General features: G+C 67.3%; 14 protein-coding genes. 3 read left to right on the top strand and 11 right to left on the bottom strand.

All coding sequences use genetic code 11. The features are described 5' to 3' along the window. Positions 1-161 precede the first annotated feature (161 nt). The 3 genes from ACUXVE_RS09390 to ACUXVE_RS09380 form a co-directional block, all read right to left on the bottom strand. A complete protein-coding gene (locus ACUXVE_RS09390; protein ID WP_445514295.1) occupies positions 162-1322 on the bottom strand; it encodes an MFS transporter in 1161 nt (386 codons plus the stop codon). 255 nt (positions 1323-1577) lie between these two features. After that, entirely contained in the window at positions 1578-2327 is a 750-nt protein-coding gene (locus ACUXVE_RS09385; protein WP_059066043.1) for a TerC family protein, read from the bottom strand. A 32-nt stretch (positions 2328-2359) separates the two neighbouring features. Continuing rightward, positions 2360-2755, bottom strand: coding sequence for a diacylglycerol kinase (locus ACUXVE_RS09380; protein ID WP_025877898.1), 396 nt, complete (start codon positions 2753-2755; stop codon positions 2360-2362). Positions 2756-2990: 235 nt separating this feature from the next. Here ACUXVE_RS09380 and ACUXVE_RS09375 point away from each other — a divergent pair, with 235 nt between their 5' ends. After that, positions 2991-3689 (top strand): SGNH/GDSL hydrolase family protein, encoded by a 699-nt coding sequence (locus ACUXVE_RS09375; protein WP_445514294.1) that lies wholly within the window; start codon positions 2991-2993, stop codon positions 3687-3689. A gap of 151 nt (positions 3690-3840) precedes the next feature. Here ACUXVE_RS09375 and ACUXVE_RS09370 read toward each other — a convergent pair whose 3' ends face one another. The 3 genes from ACUXVE_RS09370 to ACUXVE_RS09360 form a co-directional block, all read right to left on the bottom strand. After that, positions 3841-5112 (bottom strand): sensor histidine kinase, encoded by a 1272-nt coding sequence (locus ACUXVE_RS09370; protein ID WP_032974932.1) that lies wholly within the window; start codon positions 5110-5112, stop codon positions 3841-3843. A gap of 150 nt (positions 5113-5262) precedes the next feature. Further along, the gene (locus tag ACUXVE_RS09365) at positions 5263-5976 is read right to left on the bottom strand and encodes a response regulator transcription factor (RefSeq protein ID WP_002811889.1); all 714 of its coding nucleotides are present in this window, start codon (positions 5974-5976) and stop codon (positions 5263-5265) included. Positions 5977-6066: 90 nt separating this feature from the next. Then, positions 6067-6714, bottom strand: a complete 648-nt coding sequence (locus ACUXVE_RS09360; RefSeq protein WP_445514293.1) for an arylesterase — start codon at positions 6712-6714, stop codon at positions 6067-6069. A gap of 75 nt (positions 6715-6789) precedes the next feature. On the opposite strand from ACUXVE_RS09360, the gene ACUXVE_RS09355 reads away from it, so the two are divergent. Both ACUXVE_RS09355 and ACUXVE_RS09350 read left to right on the top strand, forming a co-directional pair. After that, positions 6790-7437 carry an ABC transporter ATP-binding protein gene (locus ACUXVE_RS09355; RefSeq protein ID WP_059066070.1) on the top strand — a complete coding sequence of 216 codons (648 nt, stop codon included), beginning with the start codon at positions 6790-6792 and terminating at the stop codon, positions 7435-7437. Continuing rightward, positions 7434-9947 (top strand): ABC transporter permease, encoded by a 2514-nt coding sequence (locus ACUXVE_RS09350; protein ID WP_445514292.1) that lies wholly within the window; start codon positions 7434-7436, stop codon positions 9945-9947. The genes ACUXVE_RS09355 and ACUXVE_RS09350 overlap by 4 nt, the downstream gene beginning before the upstream one ends. Before the next feature lie 260 nt (positions 9948-10207). On the opposite strand, the gene ACUXVE_RS09345 is transcribed toward ACUXVE_RS09350, so the two are convergent. The 5 genes from ACUXVE_RS09345 to ACUXVE_RS09325 all read right to left on the bottom strand — a co-directional run bounded on the left by ACUXVE_RS09345 (position 10208) and on the right by ACUXVE_RS09325 (position 15525). Further along, on the bottom strand, positions 10208-11143 hold the full coding sequence (locus ACUXVE_RS09345; RefSeq protein WP_445514291.1) for a DUF6607 family protein: 936 nt from the start codon (positions 11141-11143) through the stop codon (positions 10208-10210). Positions 11144-11215: 72 nt separating this feature from the next. Then, positions 11216-11818 (bottom strand): Hemin transport protein, encoded by a 603-nt coding sequence (locus tag ACUXVE_RS09340; protein WP_445514290.1) that lies wholly within the window; start codon positions 11816-11818, stop codon positions 11216-11218. Positions 11819-11822: 4 nt separating this feature from the next. Continuing rightward, on the bottom strand, positions 11823-14009 hold the full coding sequence (locus tag ACUXVE_RS09335; RefSeq protein ID WP_445514289.1) for a TonB-dependent hemoglobin/transferrin/lactoferrin family receptor: 2187 nt from the start codon (positions 14007-14009) through the stop codon (positions 11823-11825). 152 nt (positions 14010-14161) lie between these two features. Then, positions 14162-14356 carry a hemin uptake protein HemP gene (gene hemP / locus ACUXVE_RS09330; RefSeq protein ID WP_005412278.1) on the bottom strand — a complete coding sequence of 65 codons (195 nt, stop codon included), beginning with the start codon at positions 14354-14356 and terminating at the stop codon, positions 14162-14164. 197 nt (positions 14357-14553) lie between these two features. After that, a complete protein-coding gene (locus ACUXVE_RS09325) occupies positions 14554-15525 on the bottom strand; it encodes an aldo/keto reductase (protein WP_140226230.1) in 972 nt (323 codons plus the stop codon). Positions 15526-15677: the final 152 nt, after the last annotated feature.

The raw sequence follows: 15677 nt of genomic DNA, 5'->3' as shown, positions 1-15677 counted from the left end.
GCGCCATGGATGGCGCGACCGAGGCTACATGGACGTATTTACGCCGTCCCCCTCAACCGGACCCACCCCGCCAACCCACAGGAAACCCGCTTTTCGACGTTGCTCTGGCTGTCGCTGTGGCCTCTGCGGGTGCAGGGCGCAGCCCTGCCGGAACACGTCCCTCAGCAAGCCTCAGCCACCGGCGCGCGTGCCCGCCCCAGCCACGCCAGCAGCAGCGCCGACGCCGCCAGCAGGCCACCGGCCACCGGAATCGCCGCGTACCCCAGCCCCAGGCTGATCACCGCACCACCCAGCGCCGCGCCCAGTGCATTGCCGAGGTTGAATGCACCGACGTTGATCGACGACGCCAGGCCCGGCGCCTCGCTGGCCGCCTGCATCACCCGGATCTGCAACGGCGGCACGATGGCGAAGGTCGCCGCACCGAACAGCAGTACACCCAGCGCCGCAGTCGCGTGGCTCATGAAGGCCAGCGGCAGCACGAACATCAGCACCGCAAGTACCGCCAGCAGGATCCGGGTGGCGCCGTCCAGCGACCAGTCGGCCAGGCGCCCGCCGATGCCGTTGCCGAAGGTGAAACCGATGCCGATCAATGCCAGCGACAGCGCGATGAAGGCATTCGACGCACCGGTCAGTTCAGTCAGCACCGGCGCCACGTAGGTGTAGAGGGTGAACATCGCACCTGCACCCAGCACCGTGGTGGCCATCGCCAGCAGCACCTGCGGCTGCATGATCGATTTCAGTTCACGCCGCACATCCGGGCGCGCGCCCGCGGCTGACGGCGGCAGTGCCATGGCCAACGCGGTGATCGCAACCACACCGAGTATGGCGGTGCCGGCAAAGGCCAGGCGCCAGCCCAGCTGCTGGCCGACCCAGGTCGCCAGCGGCACGCCACCGATGTTGGCGATGGTCAGGCCCATGAACATCGTCGCCACCGCCGCGGCCTGCTTCTCCTTCGGCACCAGGCTGGCGGCGACCACCGCGCCGATGCCGAAGAACGCACCGTGATTGAGACTGGTCACCAGCCGTGACAGCAGCAGCAGGCCGTAGTTCGGGGCCAGCGCCGACAGCAGGTTGCCGATGACGAAGATCGACATCAGCAGCATCAGCGCGGTGCGCTTGCCGAAGCGTCCCATCAGCAGGGTCATCACCGGAGCGCCCAGCATCACGCCCACCGCATAGGCGGTGATCAGCATGCCGGCGGTGGGGATGCTGACGCCCACTCCGTTGGCGATGACCGGCAGCAGGCCCATCGGCGTGAACTCGGTGGTGCCAATGGCGAAGGCGCCGACGGCGAGGACCAGCAATGCGGCTCTGGAATTCATGGGGATTGCCTGCGTGGGGGCAGGCCCTGTGGAAAATGAGCGCGTAGCCTGCGCGCTTTGCCGGCCGGGAGTAAGCCACTACGCGGGAAAACAGTGTTGATCCCGATTCACAAGTGGAAGCTGCAAGCCGGCATTGCGGGAAGAAGCCCCGCCGGTCATGGCCCACGCTTCGGTAGCGCCGGGCCATGCCCGGCGAGCGCAGCGACGCCTGAAACGCAGAACCCCCGGCCGGGCCGGGGGTTCTGTCTCGCTTGCTTACCAGTCGCCGGCGCCCGGCACGTGGTGTTCGCGTGCGCGGCGGCGCATCAGCAGGTTCAGCCACTCCACCAGCACCGAGAAGCCCATCGCCGCGTAGATGTAGGGCTTGGGCACGTGCACGTCCAGGCCGTCCAGGATCAGCACCGCGCCGATCAGCAGGATGAAGGCCAAGGCCAGCATCTTCACGGTCGGGTTGGCATCGATGAAGCGGCCCAGCGGGTTGGCCGCCAGCAGCATCACCGCCACCGACAACAGGATCGCCGCCACCATCACCGGCACGTGGTCGGCGATGCCGACGGCGGTGATCACCGAATCCAGCGAGAACACGATGTCGATGACCGCGATCTGCGCGATCACGTAGCCGAACACGGCCGAGGTCTTGGTGGTGGTCGGGTCCTCGTCCTCGCCACCGGTGATCATCTCCTTGATCTCCATCCAGCCCTTGATGATCAGGAACAGGCCACCGACGATCAGCACCAGGTCGCGGATGGAGATGCCCATGCCGGCCACGGTGAACAGGTTCGCCTGCATGTGCGCCAGATACGCCAGCGAGACCAGCAGGCCGATACGGGTGATGCAGGCCACCGCGATGCCGAGGCGGCGCGCGAACGGGCGGCGGTTTTCCGGCAGCTTGCTGACGGCGATGGAGATGAACACCAGGTTGTCGATGCCGAGCACGATTTCCAGCGCGCTCAAGGTGAACAGGGTCAACCAGACATTCGGATCGGCGAGAAACTCAAGGGACATGGGTAGTCTTCAACAAGGGGGAGGAAGAAGGATCAGCCGACGCTGGCCGGGAACAACCGCGGCACCAGCACCAGGGCCCAGCACAGCAGCACGTTCATCATCAGCACGAACACCGCCGCCGAGCCCATGTCCTTGGCGCGGCCGGCCAGTTCGTGGATTTCCGCGCCATAGCGCTCGATCACCGCCTCGATGGCCGAATTGGCCAGCTCCATCGCCAGCACCAGCAGCATCGAGCCGATCATCAGCGCGCGCTCCACCGGGGTCTGGCCCAGCCAGATCGCCAGCGGGGTCAGCAGCACCAGCAGGTAGACCTCCAGCCGGAACGAGGACTCGTGCAGCCAGGCAGCACGCAGGCCCTGCCAGGACCAGCGGGCCGCCTGGAAGATGCGGCGCGGGCCGCGGGGCATGTGGCCGAACTGATCAGCCACGGGTGATGGATCCAGCAACAGGGGCGCGGCGCAGCGACCGCTCAGACGCACGGCAGGAAATCATGGGTGCACAGGGATAGGCAGACAGCCCCCATTTTGCCACAAGGGCGGCAATGGCACCCCGGACGCCCCGCCGTGAGGCCCTGCGAACGACCCCGCAAACGGCCCAGCACGGCCAAGCGCGGGGCCAGCCCAGCTTCTATGATGGATACCCCCTGCCCTGCCGGAGTGCCCGATGACCCGTCCCCGCACCTGCCTGATCCTGCTCGGCCTGCTGGCCGCGCCGCTGGCCCAGGCCCTGAGCCCGCCGGCGCCGCCGCAGATCCCTGCGCAGGTCTCCAACGTGGCCTGGGCCGCCGACATGAACGCCTTCGCCGCCGCCGACCGCACCAACCCGCCGCCGCGTGGTGGCATCGAGTTCATCGGCAGTTCGTCCTTCCGCATGTGGGACAGCCTGGCCCGGGATTTCCCGGGGCAACCGGTGTTCAACCGCGGCTTCGGGGGTTCGGAAGTACGCGACAGCACCTGGTACGCCGGCCAGGCCATCGTGCCGTACGCGCCGTGCAAGTTGTTCTTCTACGCCGGCGACAACGATCTCAACAGCGGCCGCAGCGCGACCCAGGTACGCGATGACGTGGTGGCCTTCGTGCAGCGCGTGCATCGCGACCTGCCGCAGACGAAGGTGGAATACGTCTCCATCAAGCCCAGCCCATCGCGGGCGCACCTGCTGCCGGCGATCATCGACGCCAACGCGAAGATCAAGGCCGCGTTGGCGAAGCTGCCCAACACCGGCTACACCGACATCTACACACCGATGCTCGGGGCCGACGGCCAGCCCGATGCGTCGTTGTTCCGCGAGGACATGCTGCACATGACCCCGGCCGGCTATGCGATCTGGACCAAGGCGCTGGCGCCGAAGGTCAACTGCAACTGATTGATCCCGAGGTTGCCGGCCAGCGGCCGGCACTACCGCGACAACGCGCGTGCTCCGGTAGTTGCCAACCTTGGTTGGCATGAATGCGTCCACCTGCATCCCAGTGAAAGCGCCGACCAAGGTCGGCAACTACCGAGCTGGCAAGCGGCCCTCAGCGGAAAATCACCGTCGCCTCGGTGCCCTTGCCCAGCTCGCTGGCCAGGCTGACCTTCCAGCCGAAGCGGTCACACAGGCGGCGCACGATCGACAGCCCCAGGCCAGTGCCCTGCGGTCGGCTGGGATCAGCACGATAGAACGGCTCGAACGCACGCGACAGCGCGTCGGCGGACATGCCGATGCCGGTATCGCTCACCACTACCCGGTCGTTGTGCACGTGCACGTCGATGCGGCCTTCGTCGGTATAGCTGCAGGCATTGCGCACCAGGTTGCTGACCACCACCTGCAGCACCCGCGGCGGTGCGTGCAGCTGCACGGCCGCGTCGCTGTGCAGGTGCACCGCCAGCGGCCGGCCCACCAGCAGCTCGTTGGCGTTGTCCACTTCGTAACGGACGATGTCGTTGACGTCGAACAGCTCCACCTGCGGCTCGACGTCGGCCTCACGGGCCAGGATCAGGAAGGCATCGATCACCGCTTCCATGTCCCGCCCTGCACGCTGGATGCGCTGCAGGCTGCGGCGCAGGCGCGGCTCCAGGCTTTCATCGCCCAGCGCCATGTCGCTGGCCACGCGGATGACCGTCAGCGGCGTGCGCAGTTCATGGCTGGCATCACGGGTGAAGTTGCGCTCGCGCGCCACGTGCGCGGTGACCCGGTTGGCCAGCGAATGCAGCGCCGCCGCCAGCTGCCGGGTCTCGCCCTGCATGTCCGCCGGCAGCTTGTTCGGCTCCAGGTCGGCCGCTTCCGGATGGCCGGGATCCCAGCGCGAGACACGACGCGCCAGCCAGTTCACCGGCGATACCAGGCGTTTGGAGGCACGGTAGGTGATCCAGGAGGCGCCATATACCGCCAGCAGGGTCAGCAGCACCGGCACGATGCCGAACCAGAACGCCAGCATCTCCGCGCGCGAGCGCAGGAACACCAGGTACAGGCGCCCCTCTTCGCGGGCGTCGACCAGCACCAGCTGATCGTCGTCGGGCAGTTCGTGGAAACCCGGTTCCAACGTGCGCAAGTTGGCCGGCAGTGACAGGCTGGACTGCCCGCGTTCCAGCAGGTAGCCACGGATGTTCTGGGTGTTGGGCGGCGGCTGCACGGGCGAGGCCTCGTGCAGTGTCCAGTAGTACGCCGCTTCTTCGCGCAGGGCAGCGCCCACCAGGCTGTGCTTGATCACCAGCGAAACCAGCCAGGCACCCAGCAGGATACCCAGGCTGGCCAGCACGGCTTGCAGGATGAAAGCGATACGGATCTTGCGCGGCAGGCCGTGCGGCATTGCGGTGTCCCGGTCAGAGCGCTGCGATTATAGGCAGCGCGCTGTGCCGTGATCGTGCATGGACGATGACGACCCGGTATCCGGAACGTTCACCCCTTCCCTGCCGACCACGGCCGTGCCGGTTCTGCTGCAACACCGGCACGACGTCGATCAGGCCATCGGCTGGGCGATATCGGCGATGCGATAGCCCGCGCTCTGCACGGTGTGCAGCAGCGGCCGATCGAACGGCTTGTCGATGATCTTGCGCAGGTTGTACAGATGGCTGCGCAACGTGTCCGAATCAGGCAGGCCGTTGCCCCAGATCTCGCGTTCGATTTCCTGGCGGGTGACCACACGCGGCGATTCACGCATCAGGATGGTCAGCAGGCGCAGGCCGATCGGCGACAGCTGCAGCTCGGTGCCGGCACGGGTGGCACGCATGCTGACCGGATCGAGCACCAGGTCGGCGACCTTGAGCACTTCCGAACCCACCTGGCGACGTTCGCGGCGGATCAGCGCGCGCAGGCGGGCTTCCAGTTCCTGGATCGCGAACGGCTTGGTCAGGTAATCGTCGGCACCAAAGCCAAGCCCGGTGAGCTTGTCATCCAGCGTGTCGCGCGCGGTCAGCATCAGCACCGGGGTCGACTTGCGCGCATCGTTGCGCAGCCGGCGGCACACTTCGATGCCATCCAGCCGCGGCAGCATGAGGTCCAGCACGACGACGTCGTAGCTGTTCTCGGCAGCCAGACGGTAGCCGTCCAGGCCATCCTGCGCATAGTCGACCTCGAAGCCACGGCCTTCCAGGTATTCACCGATCATCTCGGAGATATTGCGGTTGTCTTCGACCACCAGCACCAAGCCGGAAGTCTCCTTCGTCTGACGCATGAGAATCCCTCTTTCTTCAGCTTTGTGAAACATGCCCGATCGACGGTGCACGCGATGTGAAGTTGCGTCAATGAAAAGAAGATGGCCTGCTCACAGCAGCGGTTTCAGCAGCGGCCAGACGTTGTCCAGCACCTTCGGCTGCGCCTGGGCGGTGGGATGCAGGCCGTCGGCCTGCATCAAGCCGGGCTGCAGAGCCACGCCCTCCAGCAGGAACGGCAGCAACGGCACCTTGTACTGCGTGGCCAGTGCCCGGTACGCCGCAGCCAGGCGCTGGCGGTAGCCTGGCCCATAATTGGGCGGCACATCGATGCCCAGCAGCAGCACCTTGGCACCGGCGTTCTGGCTGGCCTGCACCATCTTTTCCAGGTTGCCCTGCACCTGCGCCGGGGTCAGCCCGCGCAGCGCATCGTTGCCACCGAGGGCGATCACCACCACCGTGGGCTTCTCCCGGCCAAGCAGGCCCGGCAGGCGGGTCAGCGCGCCAGCGGTGGTTTCCCCGCTCATGCTGGCGTTGACGATACGCGGCGGGGTTTTCGACTGCTGCCTGACCCGCTGCTGCAGCAGGCTGACCCAGCCGGCATCGGCCGGGATATTGTGGGCGGCACTGAGGCTGTCACCGAGCACCAGCACGGTACCGCCGCCCGGACCTTTGGCACACGCCAGTGCCGGCAACAGCAGCAACCCTAGCAGCAGCATCATCATTGCGCCGGCTTGCCGGCTCCATTCCGTCTTGTGCATTGGAGTCTCCTCATCGACAGCCTGTCCCCCCGCAGCGCGCCCGTCGCCATCGCCGTCGACCAGGTCGGCAAATCCGTGCATGGCCCGGAGGGTGAAGTCCACATACTGGACAACATCACCCTGACCGTCCATGAAGGCACCAGCGTGGCCATCGTCGGCGCCTCTGGTTCCGGCAAGACCACCCTGCTCGGCCTGCTGGCCGGGCTGGACCTGCCCAGCCGTGGCCGCATCGCGCTGGCGGGCCAGGATCTGACGGCACTGGACGAAGAAGCGCGTGCACAGCTGCGCGCGCGCGACGTCGGCTTCGTCTTCCAGAGCTTCCATCTGCTGCCGGCGCTGACGGCGGCCGAGAACATCGCGCTGCCGCTGGAACTGGCCGGGCGCGAGGACCGCACGCGGGTGGACGAGGTGCTGGCTGCGGTCGGGCTCTCGCATCGCGCCCGCCACTACCCGCGGCAGTTGTCCGGCGGCGAGCAGCAGCGTGTTGCCCTTGCCCGGGCATTCGTCAGCCGCCCGCGCATCCTGTTCGCCGACGAACCCACCGGCTCGCTGGACCAGGCCACCGGCCAGCACATCAGCGATCTGCTGTTCGAACTCAATGCCGGCAGCGGTACCACGCTGGTGCTGGTCACCCACGACCTGCGCCTGGCACAGCGCTGCCAGTACATCCATCGCATCGACAACGGCCGCCTGCAGCCGGTGGAACATGGAGTGGACGCATGAACCTGCTGCGGCATGCGTGGCGCGCGCTGCGCCGCGAGGCCCTGGCAGGTGACCTGCTGACGGTGTTCGCCGCCCTGGTGCTGGGCGTGGCGGTGATGACGGCGGTGGGCACGCTGGTGAACCGGGTCAACCTGGCACTGACCGGCAGCGCAGCGGAAATGCTCGGCGGCGACCTCGGCGTGGCCGGCCGCGATGACCCGCCCGCCGCGTTCGCTGAGGAGGCGCAGCGACGCGGCCTGGCGCATACGCGGCTGGCCGGCTTCGGCAGCGTACTGTTCCAGGGCGATGCCAGCCAGATGGCCAGCATCAAGGCCGTGGAAGCGGGCTACCCCCTGCGCGGCGCGCTGCGCGTGCGTGCCACGCCCGGCGGTGCGCTGATCGCCGATGCCGGAATGCCGGCCAAGGGCCAGGCCTATGCCGACCCACGCCTGCTGCAGGCACTGGGCCTGAAGGCCGGCGACGATCTGGAATTCGGTGCGGGCACGCTGCGCATCGCCGGCATCATCGAATCGGAACCGGATGCCGGTGGCGACCTGCTGACGCTGTCGCCGACCCTGCTGGTCAACCGCGCCGATGTGGAAGGTACCGGCCTGCTCGGCCCCGGCAGCCGCATCAACTACCGGGTGATGTTCGCCGGCCCTGCCGCCGACATCGCGTCATTCCGGCAATGGCTGCTGCCGCAGGTAAAAGGCATGCGCCTGCTCAGCGTGAACGATACCCAGCGCGGTGTGCGCCAGGCCTTCGACCTGGCCGGTCGTTTCCTCGGCCTGAGCGCGCTGCTGGCGGTGCTGCTGGCCGGCGTTGCCACCGCACTGGCGGCCAACCGGTTCGCGCTGCGTCGCATCGACCAGGTGGCGATCCTGCGCTGCCTGGGTGCACGCCAGCGCGACATCCTGGCCGGCCTGGCCCTGCAGCTGCTGATGCTGGCGGTGCCGGCGTGTGCGATCGGCATCGGCCTGGGCATGGCGGCACAGGAAGGACTGGTGCAGGTCCTGGGCAGCCTGGTACCGCAACGCCTGCCGCTGCCCGAAGCCATGCCTGCGCTGACCGGCGCGGGGATCGGCCTGTTGCTGCTGTTCGGCTTCGGACTGCCGCCGCTGCTGCGCCTGCGTGGCGTGCCGCCGATGCGCGTGCTCAACCGTTCGTTCGCTGCCTTGCCGCCGGCCTCGCTGCTGGCCTATGTGGCTGCGCTGGCGGCCAGCCTGGTACTGGCGGTGCAGGTCACCGGCGATCTGAAACTGGCACTGTGGGTGCTGGGTGGCCTGGCCGGGCTGGCGGTGGCCGCGGGCGTGGTCGGGTTCCTGCTGCTGCAGCTGCTGCGTGGCCTGCAGCACCGCCTGCACGGCAACTGGCGGCTGGGCCTGGCGGCGCTGACGCGGCGGCGGATGCTGGCGGTGATGCAGCTGGTGGGGCTGTCACTGTCGCTGTGCGCCCTGCTGTTGCTGGCGGTGATCGGCCCCGGCCTGCTGCAGCAGTGGCGCGAGCGCCTGCCTGCGGACACGCCCAATTATTTCCTGATCAACATCCAGCCCGAGCAGCGCGACAGCGTGCTGGCTGCACTGCAGGGCCTGGGTGCGGATGATGCCAGCATCGAACCGATGGCCACCGGCCGCCTGATTGCAATCAACGGCAAGCCACCGCTGCGGGTCGACCGCACACCAGCCGAGGACACTCGACCGCAGGGCGAAGGCCAGCGCGACGACGATGACGAGAACCGGCCGCTGAACTTCAGTTGGCGCAGCACGTTCCCGCCGGCCAATACGCTGGTCAACGGCACGTTCTGGAAGCCGGACAGCACCGCCGCCGAGGCCTCGGTGGAGATCGGCTGGGCCAAGCGCTACGGCGTGTACCCCGGTGACCGCATCACCATTGCGGTGGGCGAGCAGCAGCGCGAGTTCAGCGTTACCAGCGTGCGCAAGGCGGACTGGAATACCTTCCGCCCGAACTTCTTCGTGTTGTTGAACCCGAACGCGGTGGGCGATACACCGCACAACCTGCTGTCGGCATTCCATCTCCCGGCCGGCCGATCGGCGGGACTGGGTGCCCTGGTGCGTGCGCAGCCCAACCTCTCGCTGCTGGACGTGGATGCGGTGATCTCGCAGGTACGCGATGTGATGGAACGGGTGGCGCAGGCGGTGCAGCTGGTGATGGTGTTCAGCCTGCTGGCCGGCGTGCTGGTGCTGCTGGCGGCACTGCAGGCGACGGCTGGCGAGCGGCGCTATGACAGCGCGGTGCTGCGCACGCTGGGTGCAACGCGGCGCCAGCTGCGTGGCGCGGTACTGGTCGAGTTCGGTGCGCTGGGCGCGTTGGCTGCGCTGCTGGCGGTGGTCGCGGCAGCGGTGATCGGCGTTGCGGTGTCGCAGAAGGTGTTCGAACTGCCGCTGCTGCCGCCGTGGCCGGGCCTGCTGCTGGGTGGCCTGCTCGGCATCGCGCTGAGCCTGCTGGCCGGCTGGCTGGGGACCCGGCAGATCCTGCACACGCCACCGGCATTGGCGCTGCGCGAGGCCTGACGCTGTTCTGTGGCAAAGGCATCCACGCATGGCGTGGATCTACCAGCGAGCCCAGTAGATCCACGCCGCGCAAGCAGGTAGATCCACGCCATGCGTGGATGCAGTGCCGATGGTCCCAGTAGATCCACGCCATGCGTGGATGCAGTGCCGATGGTCCCGGTAGATCCACGCCATGCGTGGATGCAGTGCCGATGGCCCTGGTAGATCCACGCCATGCGTGGATACGGTGCCGGGCAGGGCCGGCACCCGCACTGCGCCGATCAACCTTCCTTCGGCGCCTTTTCCACGTACTTGGCGAAGACTTCGTCGATCTGCGCGTCCTTCACCTTCTTGCCGGCCTGCACGTCCTCGGCCTGGGTGAACAACGGGATGATCATCGCCATGCCGTCGAGCCTGGTCTTCAGGTGCACGCCCGGCGCCTGGGTCAGGAAACCGTCCCAGCGCTGGCGCACCTTGCTCCAGTAACCGGCGGTGGCCTTCCAGTAATCGCGCGCCGGGGTGAAGTCGACCTCGGTGGTCCTGGTGTAGTCGTTGAAGCCGAATTCGCGGGCGATTTCCACCTGGCTGCCATCCGCGTTGCGCTGCACCTTGGTGTTGAACTGCTCGTGGGTCCAGCCGTTCGGGGTCAGGGTGTGGCGGTTGACCACCGCCAGCGCGTTGTAATCGCTGCGCTTGGTGTACTCGCGGCGTGGCAGCGGCCGCCAGCTGATATCGCTGGTCCAGGTCGGCACGTTGTTGAGGTAGGTCCACGTGCCGGTGCCGCAGTAGCGCGGTGCATCGCTGACTTCGTACACGCACTGGGTCCAGGCGCCCTGGTTGGTCGCGGCCGCGATCGTGCGCACCTGCCAGGTCTGGTCGGCGCTGAACTCGAAGCGGTTCGGCGCTTCGTACACCCAGTCCTGCCGCCAGTGCTTGGTCACGTGGCCGCTCTTCTCGTCCAGCAGCAGGTGCTGCAGCACGATGCGCTTCGACGTGTCCTCGACCACGATCACCACTTCGTTGCCACCGCTGCGCATGGCCGGCGCGCGCTCGTAGCCCGGCTTCAGCAGCACGGTCTCATCGAAGGCGAAATCCACCGTGTACTCACCCTGCATGGCGAGGATGCTGTCATGGTCGCGGGCGGTGTCGGAGGGCTGCGCGCTGGCGGCGCCACTGGCGGCGAGCAGCACCATCACGCTGGCTGTCTGGAACTTCATCGGGGCTTCCTTCGGGGTTGCAGGTTTCGTGGAAAGGCCATCCTGGCCGGCAGGCAATCCATCGCAATCAGGTCACAGCCGTACCAGCGGCAGGTCGCCGGGAGCGCGCGCGGCAGGGCGGCGTGCGGCGTCGGCGCAGCAGCAGTCGTCGATCGCCAGTTCGCCTTCGGCGCCTTCCATGCGTGCGATGCGGCGCGCGGTGGCGGCACCGAGCGACGACAGCGTGGACAGGCTGGCGGCCAGGGTCCGGCCCTCGTCGGCGGCGTGCAGGCGCAGCGTGCACAGACGCCAGCGTTGTCCGCCCAGGTGCCCGGCCAGGCGCCGCCACAGGCGCTCACCGACGCTGCCATCGCTATCGTGCGAAGGACCCGGCGGCAGCGTCGCCACCAGCCGGTCCCAGGCCAGGAAATCGCTGTCCGGCAACAGGTACAGGCGCCACACGCAACGGCCACGTGCATCGAGGAAGCACAGGCTTTCGCGCAGGCCCTCGCTGTCCACGCCCTGGCAGGCATGCACCGATACCGCCTGGCGCCAACCACACAGCTCGTTGCCATCGGCGTGATACAGGCACAACACCGTGCCGAGCGCTGCCAGCTGTGCCGGCGCAGGCCAGGCCCGCAGCGACGAACGCGACAGGGAGGACGGCAGGCGACGCGCGGACAGGGCTCGGCTCATGGGATCACCAGGACACGGCAAGGCTGGCCGACAGGGTGCGGCCGGGGCTGGTATAGCGGTCCAGAACGGTACTGGTGGCCGACAGGGTCGAGCCGACGTTGGACCAGTCGATGTAACGCTTGTCACCCAGGTTGAAGACACCGACGTTGAAGGTGGCGCCCGGGGCGAAGTTCCAGTGCGCCATCAGGTCGGCCACGCCATAGCCCGCCGGGCGATAGGTGGTGGTGCTGGCCAGCCGGTCCTTGCGCTTGACGAAGGTGCCTGCCAGTTCAACTCCCCAGGTATCGGTGTCGTACATCAGGCCGACGGTGCCGCGCAGCGGATCGACCGAATCCAGCGGCGTGTCTCCGGTCTTGTTGTCGCCGCGCGACCACGCCACCGCACTGCGCAGCGCCCAGCCCTGCAGTGCGGGACGGATCTGGCCGAAGTCGACGCCGGCCTTCAGTTCGGCGCCGTAGATACGTGCGTCGGCGATGTTGCGCGACTGGAACACCATCAAGCCCTGCGGGTTGGTACCCACCAGCGTCTGCGACTCGATGAAGTCCTTGTAGTCGTTGTAGTAGCCGCTCACGCTCACGTACGCCGCCGGCGACAGGAAGCGCAGGCCCAGTTCAACGCCATCGCTGGTTTCCGGCTTCAGGTCCGGATTGGGAATGGCGGTGTAGCCGAAAGCGAAATTGGTGAAGCCGAGGTTGACGTCGTTGTACGGCGGCGAGCGGAAACCACGCGAGTAACCGGCAAACAGCGACCACTCGTCGGTGAAGCGATAGACCAGGCCGAACTTCGGCGACACGCTGGTCTTCTTCAGCTCCGACACGGCCACGCCGGGGTTGTCCTCGGCGAAGATGCTGTCCACGTCCGGCTTCAGTTCGTAGCGGTCCACGCGCACGCCCGGCACCAGCGACAGCCTGCCATCGGCCAGGCGCATTTCATCCTGCGCGTACAGGCCCAGCTCGGTGGTCTTGCTGATCGGGAAATCGCGCACGGGGAACGCGTCGGGCAGGATCGTCGTGCTGACCACGCCACGATTGCTGACCTGGTAGCCATCGCGCTTCTGGCGGATCTCGGTGCGGGCGCCATCGAAGCCATAGGTCAGCGCGTGTTCGACGCTGCCGGTGCTGAAGGCCTTGTTGAACACCGCCTGCAGGCCATACACGCGCTGGTCGAAACTGAACTGGCGATGGCGGCGGCTGCCGTTGGCGCGCGCCTCATCGGTGCGCTGCGTGGTTTCGCTGTCCTGCGTGTAGACCTGCCAGTGCAGGCTGTCGGCGAAGCCCTTGTCCAGCGCATCCATCTCGTGGGCGAAGGACACGCGGGTGCGGTTCTGCTTGTCGCGCGCCTTCATGCCGGTGGTGGTGGTGCGGTCGATCGAGGACAGCACGTCGGTATCGGTGTTGTCTTCGTTGCCTTCCACGGTCAGGCGGAAACGCTGGTCTTCGCTGGGCGCATAGACCAGCTTGGCCAGGCCGCTGCGACCATCGCGGTCCTGCGGGTTGGCCGCGGTGCGCGTGTTGTCGTTGCTGCGCACATCGCCCTTGTTGTCGGTTTCCTGGCCCTGGCGGTGGTTGATGTTGACCATGCCGCTCCAGTGTTCGCCACCGAAGGCGCTGGTGACGCCGCCGAGCAGGCCCTTCCACTCGCCGTCGTAGCCGAATTTCAGGCCGACGTAGCTGTCCTTGCCATCCTTGAGGTAATCAGCCGGATCCTTGGTGACGAAGGCAACCACGCCGCCAAGTGCGTCCGAGCCGTACAGCGAACTGGCCGGGCCGCGCACGACCTCCACGCGCTTGAGCGTGTCCAGGTCGGTGAAGTTGCGGTTGGCGTTGGAGAACGAGCCGATGTTGAAGCTGGTCGGCATGGCGATGCCATCGGTCTGGATGCGCACGCGATTGCCATCCAGGCCACGGATGCGGATGCTGCCGAGGCCGAAACGGGTGGCACTGCGGCTGACCGACAGGCCCGGCTCGTAGCGGACCAGGTCCTTGATGTCCTGCACCAGCTGCCGGTCCATCTGCTCGCGATCGATCACATCAACGGTGGCGGCGACATCGCTGACCGCACGTTCGGTACGGGTGGCGGTGACCTGCACGCGATCGAACTCGCGCGCGTCGGGCGCGGCATCGGCAGCAGCGTGGGCGGACAGCGGCAGAGCCATCCACAGGGCAATGGAAAGGGCAGTCGGGCGGGTCATCGGCATCGTTCGGTCAGGCAGGGGAACCCCCGGCCACCGCCACGCCAGACAGGCATGAACGGTAGACCGAGGGGGAGAGAGCAGGAGCGGACGGGTCGCCCACCCTGCCGGCGCTGCCGACAGGAGGGAGGGAGGCGGGCGACCAGACCGCGTTACTTGGTCAGGATCAGCTTGTCGTTGCTGGTATGACGCAGACGGTAGAAGCGGTCACCGTGCTGGATCAGGATTTCACGACGGCCCTTGAGCAGGGCTTCGCTGTCGATGACCTCTTCCGGCGGCACGACACGCACCGGGCGGTCGCGGAGGGTCAGCGTTTCGGGGCGCAGCAGTACAGGTTGAGCATTCATGAGCATCTGGACTCGTGCGAGGGACGCCTCAAATGATAATGATTCTCAGTTCACAATCAACAACCATTCTCAACTTCATTGATGGAATTAATGATCGAAATCGGGAATTAGATAGATAAAATCTATTGAAATAGACTCGGCGAGGCTGGGAAGGACGGGCCAAGCGGGGGGCCGCCCTACCGGCTGTCCCCCGGCCTTCAGGCGAAGACGGCTTCCACCTGCGCCCAGCCGGCATCGTCCACCTGCGCCAGCACGTCCAGCGCCTGCAGGTTCTGCAGCAGCTGGCTGACCCGGCTGGCGCCGAGGATCACGCTGGAGACGTTGGGATTGCGCAGGCACCAGGCGATGGCCAGGCTGGCCGGGGCGTGACCCAGCTCGCGGGCCACCGCACTGAAGCGGCGCACCCGGGCCAAACGCTCATCGGCGTTGTCGCCCAGCACCAGGTCCTGCAGCCAGCCCATGCCTTCGCGGCCCAGGCGCGCATCGGCCGGCACGCCATCGTCGTACTTGCCGCTCAGCAGCCCCGAGGCCAGCGGCGAGAAGATCGTGGTGCCCAGTCCGGCGGTGGCATACAGCGGCGCGTACTCCACTTCCACGCGCTGACGGTGCAGCAGGTTGTACTGCGGCTGCTCCATCGACGGCGCCTGCAGGTTGTGGCGCGCGGCGATGTCCACCGCCTCCTGGATCTGGTTGGCCGACCATTCCGACGTGCCCCAGTACAGCACCTTGCCCTGCCGGACCAGGGTGTCCATGGCATGCACCGTCTCAGCGATCGGCGCGTCCGGATCCGGACGATGACAGTAATAAAGGTCCAGGTAGTCCACCCGCAGGCGCTTGAGCGCAGCGTGGCAGGCGTCGGTCACATGCTTGCGCGACAGGCCGCGCTGGGTGGGCCGGGGGTCCTTGGCGCTGCCGAAGAACACCTTGCTGGACACGCAGAAACCATCGCGCGGCAAGCGCAGGTCGGCCATCACATCGCCCATCACCTGCTCGGCGCGGCCGCTGGCATAGCCCTCGGCGTTGTCGAAGAAGTTGATGCCATGGTCCCAGGCCGCCGCCACCAGGTTGCGCGCCTCGTCGCGCGGCACCTGGTCGCCGAAGGTCACCCAGGCGCCGAAGGACAGGGCGGACATCGGCAGGCCGGTGGAGCCAAGGCGACGGTAGAGCATGCGATTCTCCTGCTGCGGGCCCGCATACGGGCCGGGATCAAGCCACCATTCTACCTGTCCCGGCAGGCGCAACCCCTTGCTGTTGCTGGCCTGATCGGAGCCGATGGCCGCGCGCAGACGGCTTTTCCTTGCTCCGGCCCCTGCCCTGCACT

Source organism: Stenotrophomonas sp. 3(2025), assembly GCF_052665395.1.
The sequence above is the reverse complement of the archived record's forward strand: the minus strand, read 5'-3'. Positions and strand labels throughout refer to the sequence as shown.

Bases quoted from the DNA above. Each gene is read 5' to 3' on its own strand.
- ACUXVE_RS09325 (WP_140226230.1), bottom strand. From the start codon at position 15,525: ATGCTCTACCGTCGCCTTGGCTCCACCGGCCTGCCGATGTCCGCCCTG.
- ACUXVE_RS09390 (WP_445514295.1), bottom strand. From the start codon at position 1,322: ATGAATTCCAGAGCCGCATTGCTGGTCCTCGCCGTCGGCGCCTTCGCC.
- ACUXVE_RS09350 (WP_445514292.1), top strand. From the start codon at position 7,434: ATGAACCTGCTGCGGCATGCGTGGCGCGCGCTGCGCCGCGAGGCCCTG.
- ACUXVE_RS09385 (WP_059066043.1), bottom strand. From the start codon at position 2,327: ATGTCCCTTGAGTTTCTCGCCGATCCGAATGTCTGGTTGACCCTGTTC.
- ACUXVE_RS09365 (WP_002811889.1), bottom strand. From the start codon at position 5,976: ATGCGTCAGACGAAGGAGACTTCCGGCTTGGTGCTGGTGGTCGAAGAC.
- ACUXVE_RS09340 (WP_445514290.1), bottom strand. From the start codon at position 11,818: ATGAGCCGAGCCCTGTCCGCGCGTCGCCTGCCGTCCTCCCTGTCGCGT.
- ACUXVE_RS09360 (WP_445514293.1), bottom strand. From the start codon at position 6,714: ATGCACAAGACGGAATGGAGCCGGCAAGCCGGCGCAATGATGATGCTG.
- ACUXVE_RS09375 (WP_445514294.1), top strand. From the start codon at position 2,991: ATGACCCGTCCCCGCACCTGCCTGATCCTGCTCGGCCTGCTGGCCGCG.
- ACUXVE_RS09335 (WP_445514289.1), bottom strand. From the start codon at position 14,009: ATGACCCGCCCGACTGCCCTTTCCATTGCCCTGTGGATGGCTCTGCCG.
- ACUXVE_RS09370 (WP_032974932.1), bottom strand. From the start codon at position 5,112: ATGCCGCACGGCCTGCCGCGCAAGATCCGTATCGCTTTCATCCTGCAA.
- hemP (WP_005412278.1), bottom strand. From the start codon at position 14,356: ATGAATGCTCAACCTGTACTGCTGCGCCCCGAAACGCTGACCCTCCGC.
- ACUXVE_RS09345 (WP_445514291.1), bottom strand. From the start codon at position 11,143: ATGAAGTTCCAGACAGCCAGCGTGATGGTGCTGCTCGCCGCCAGTGGC.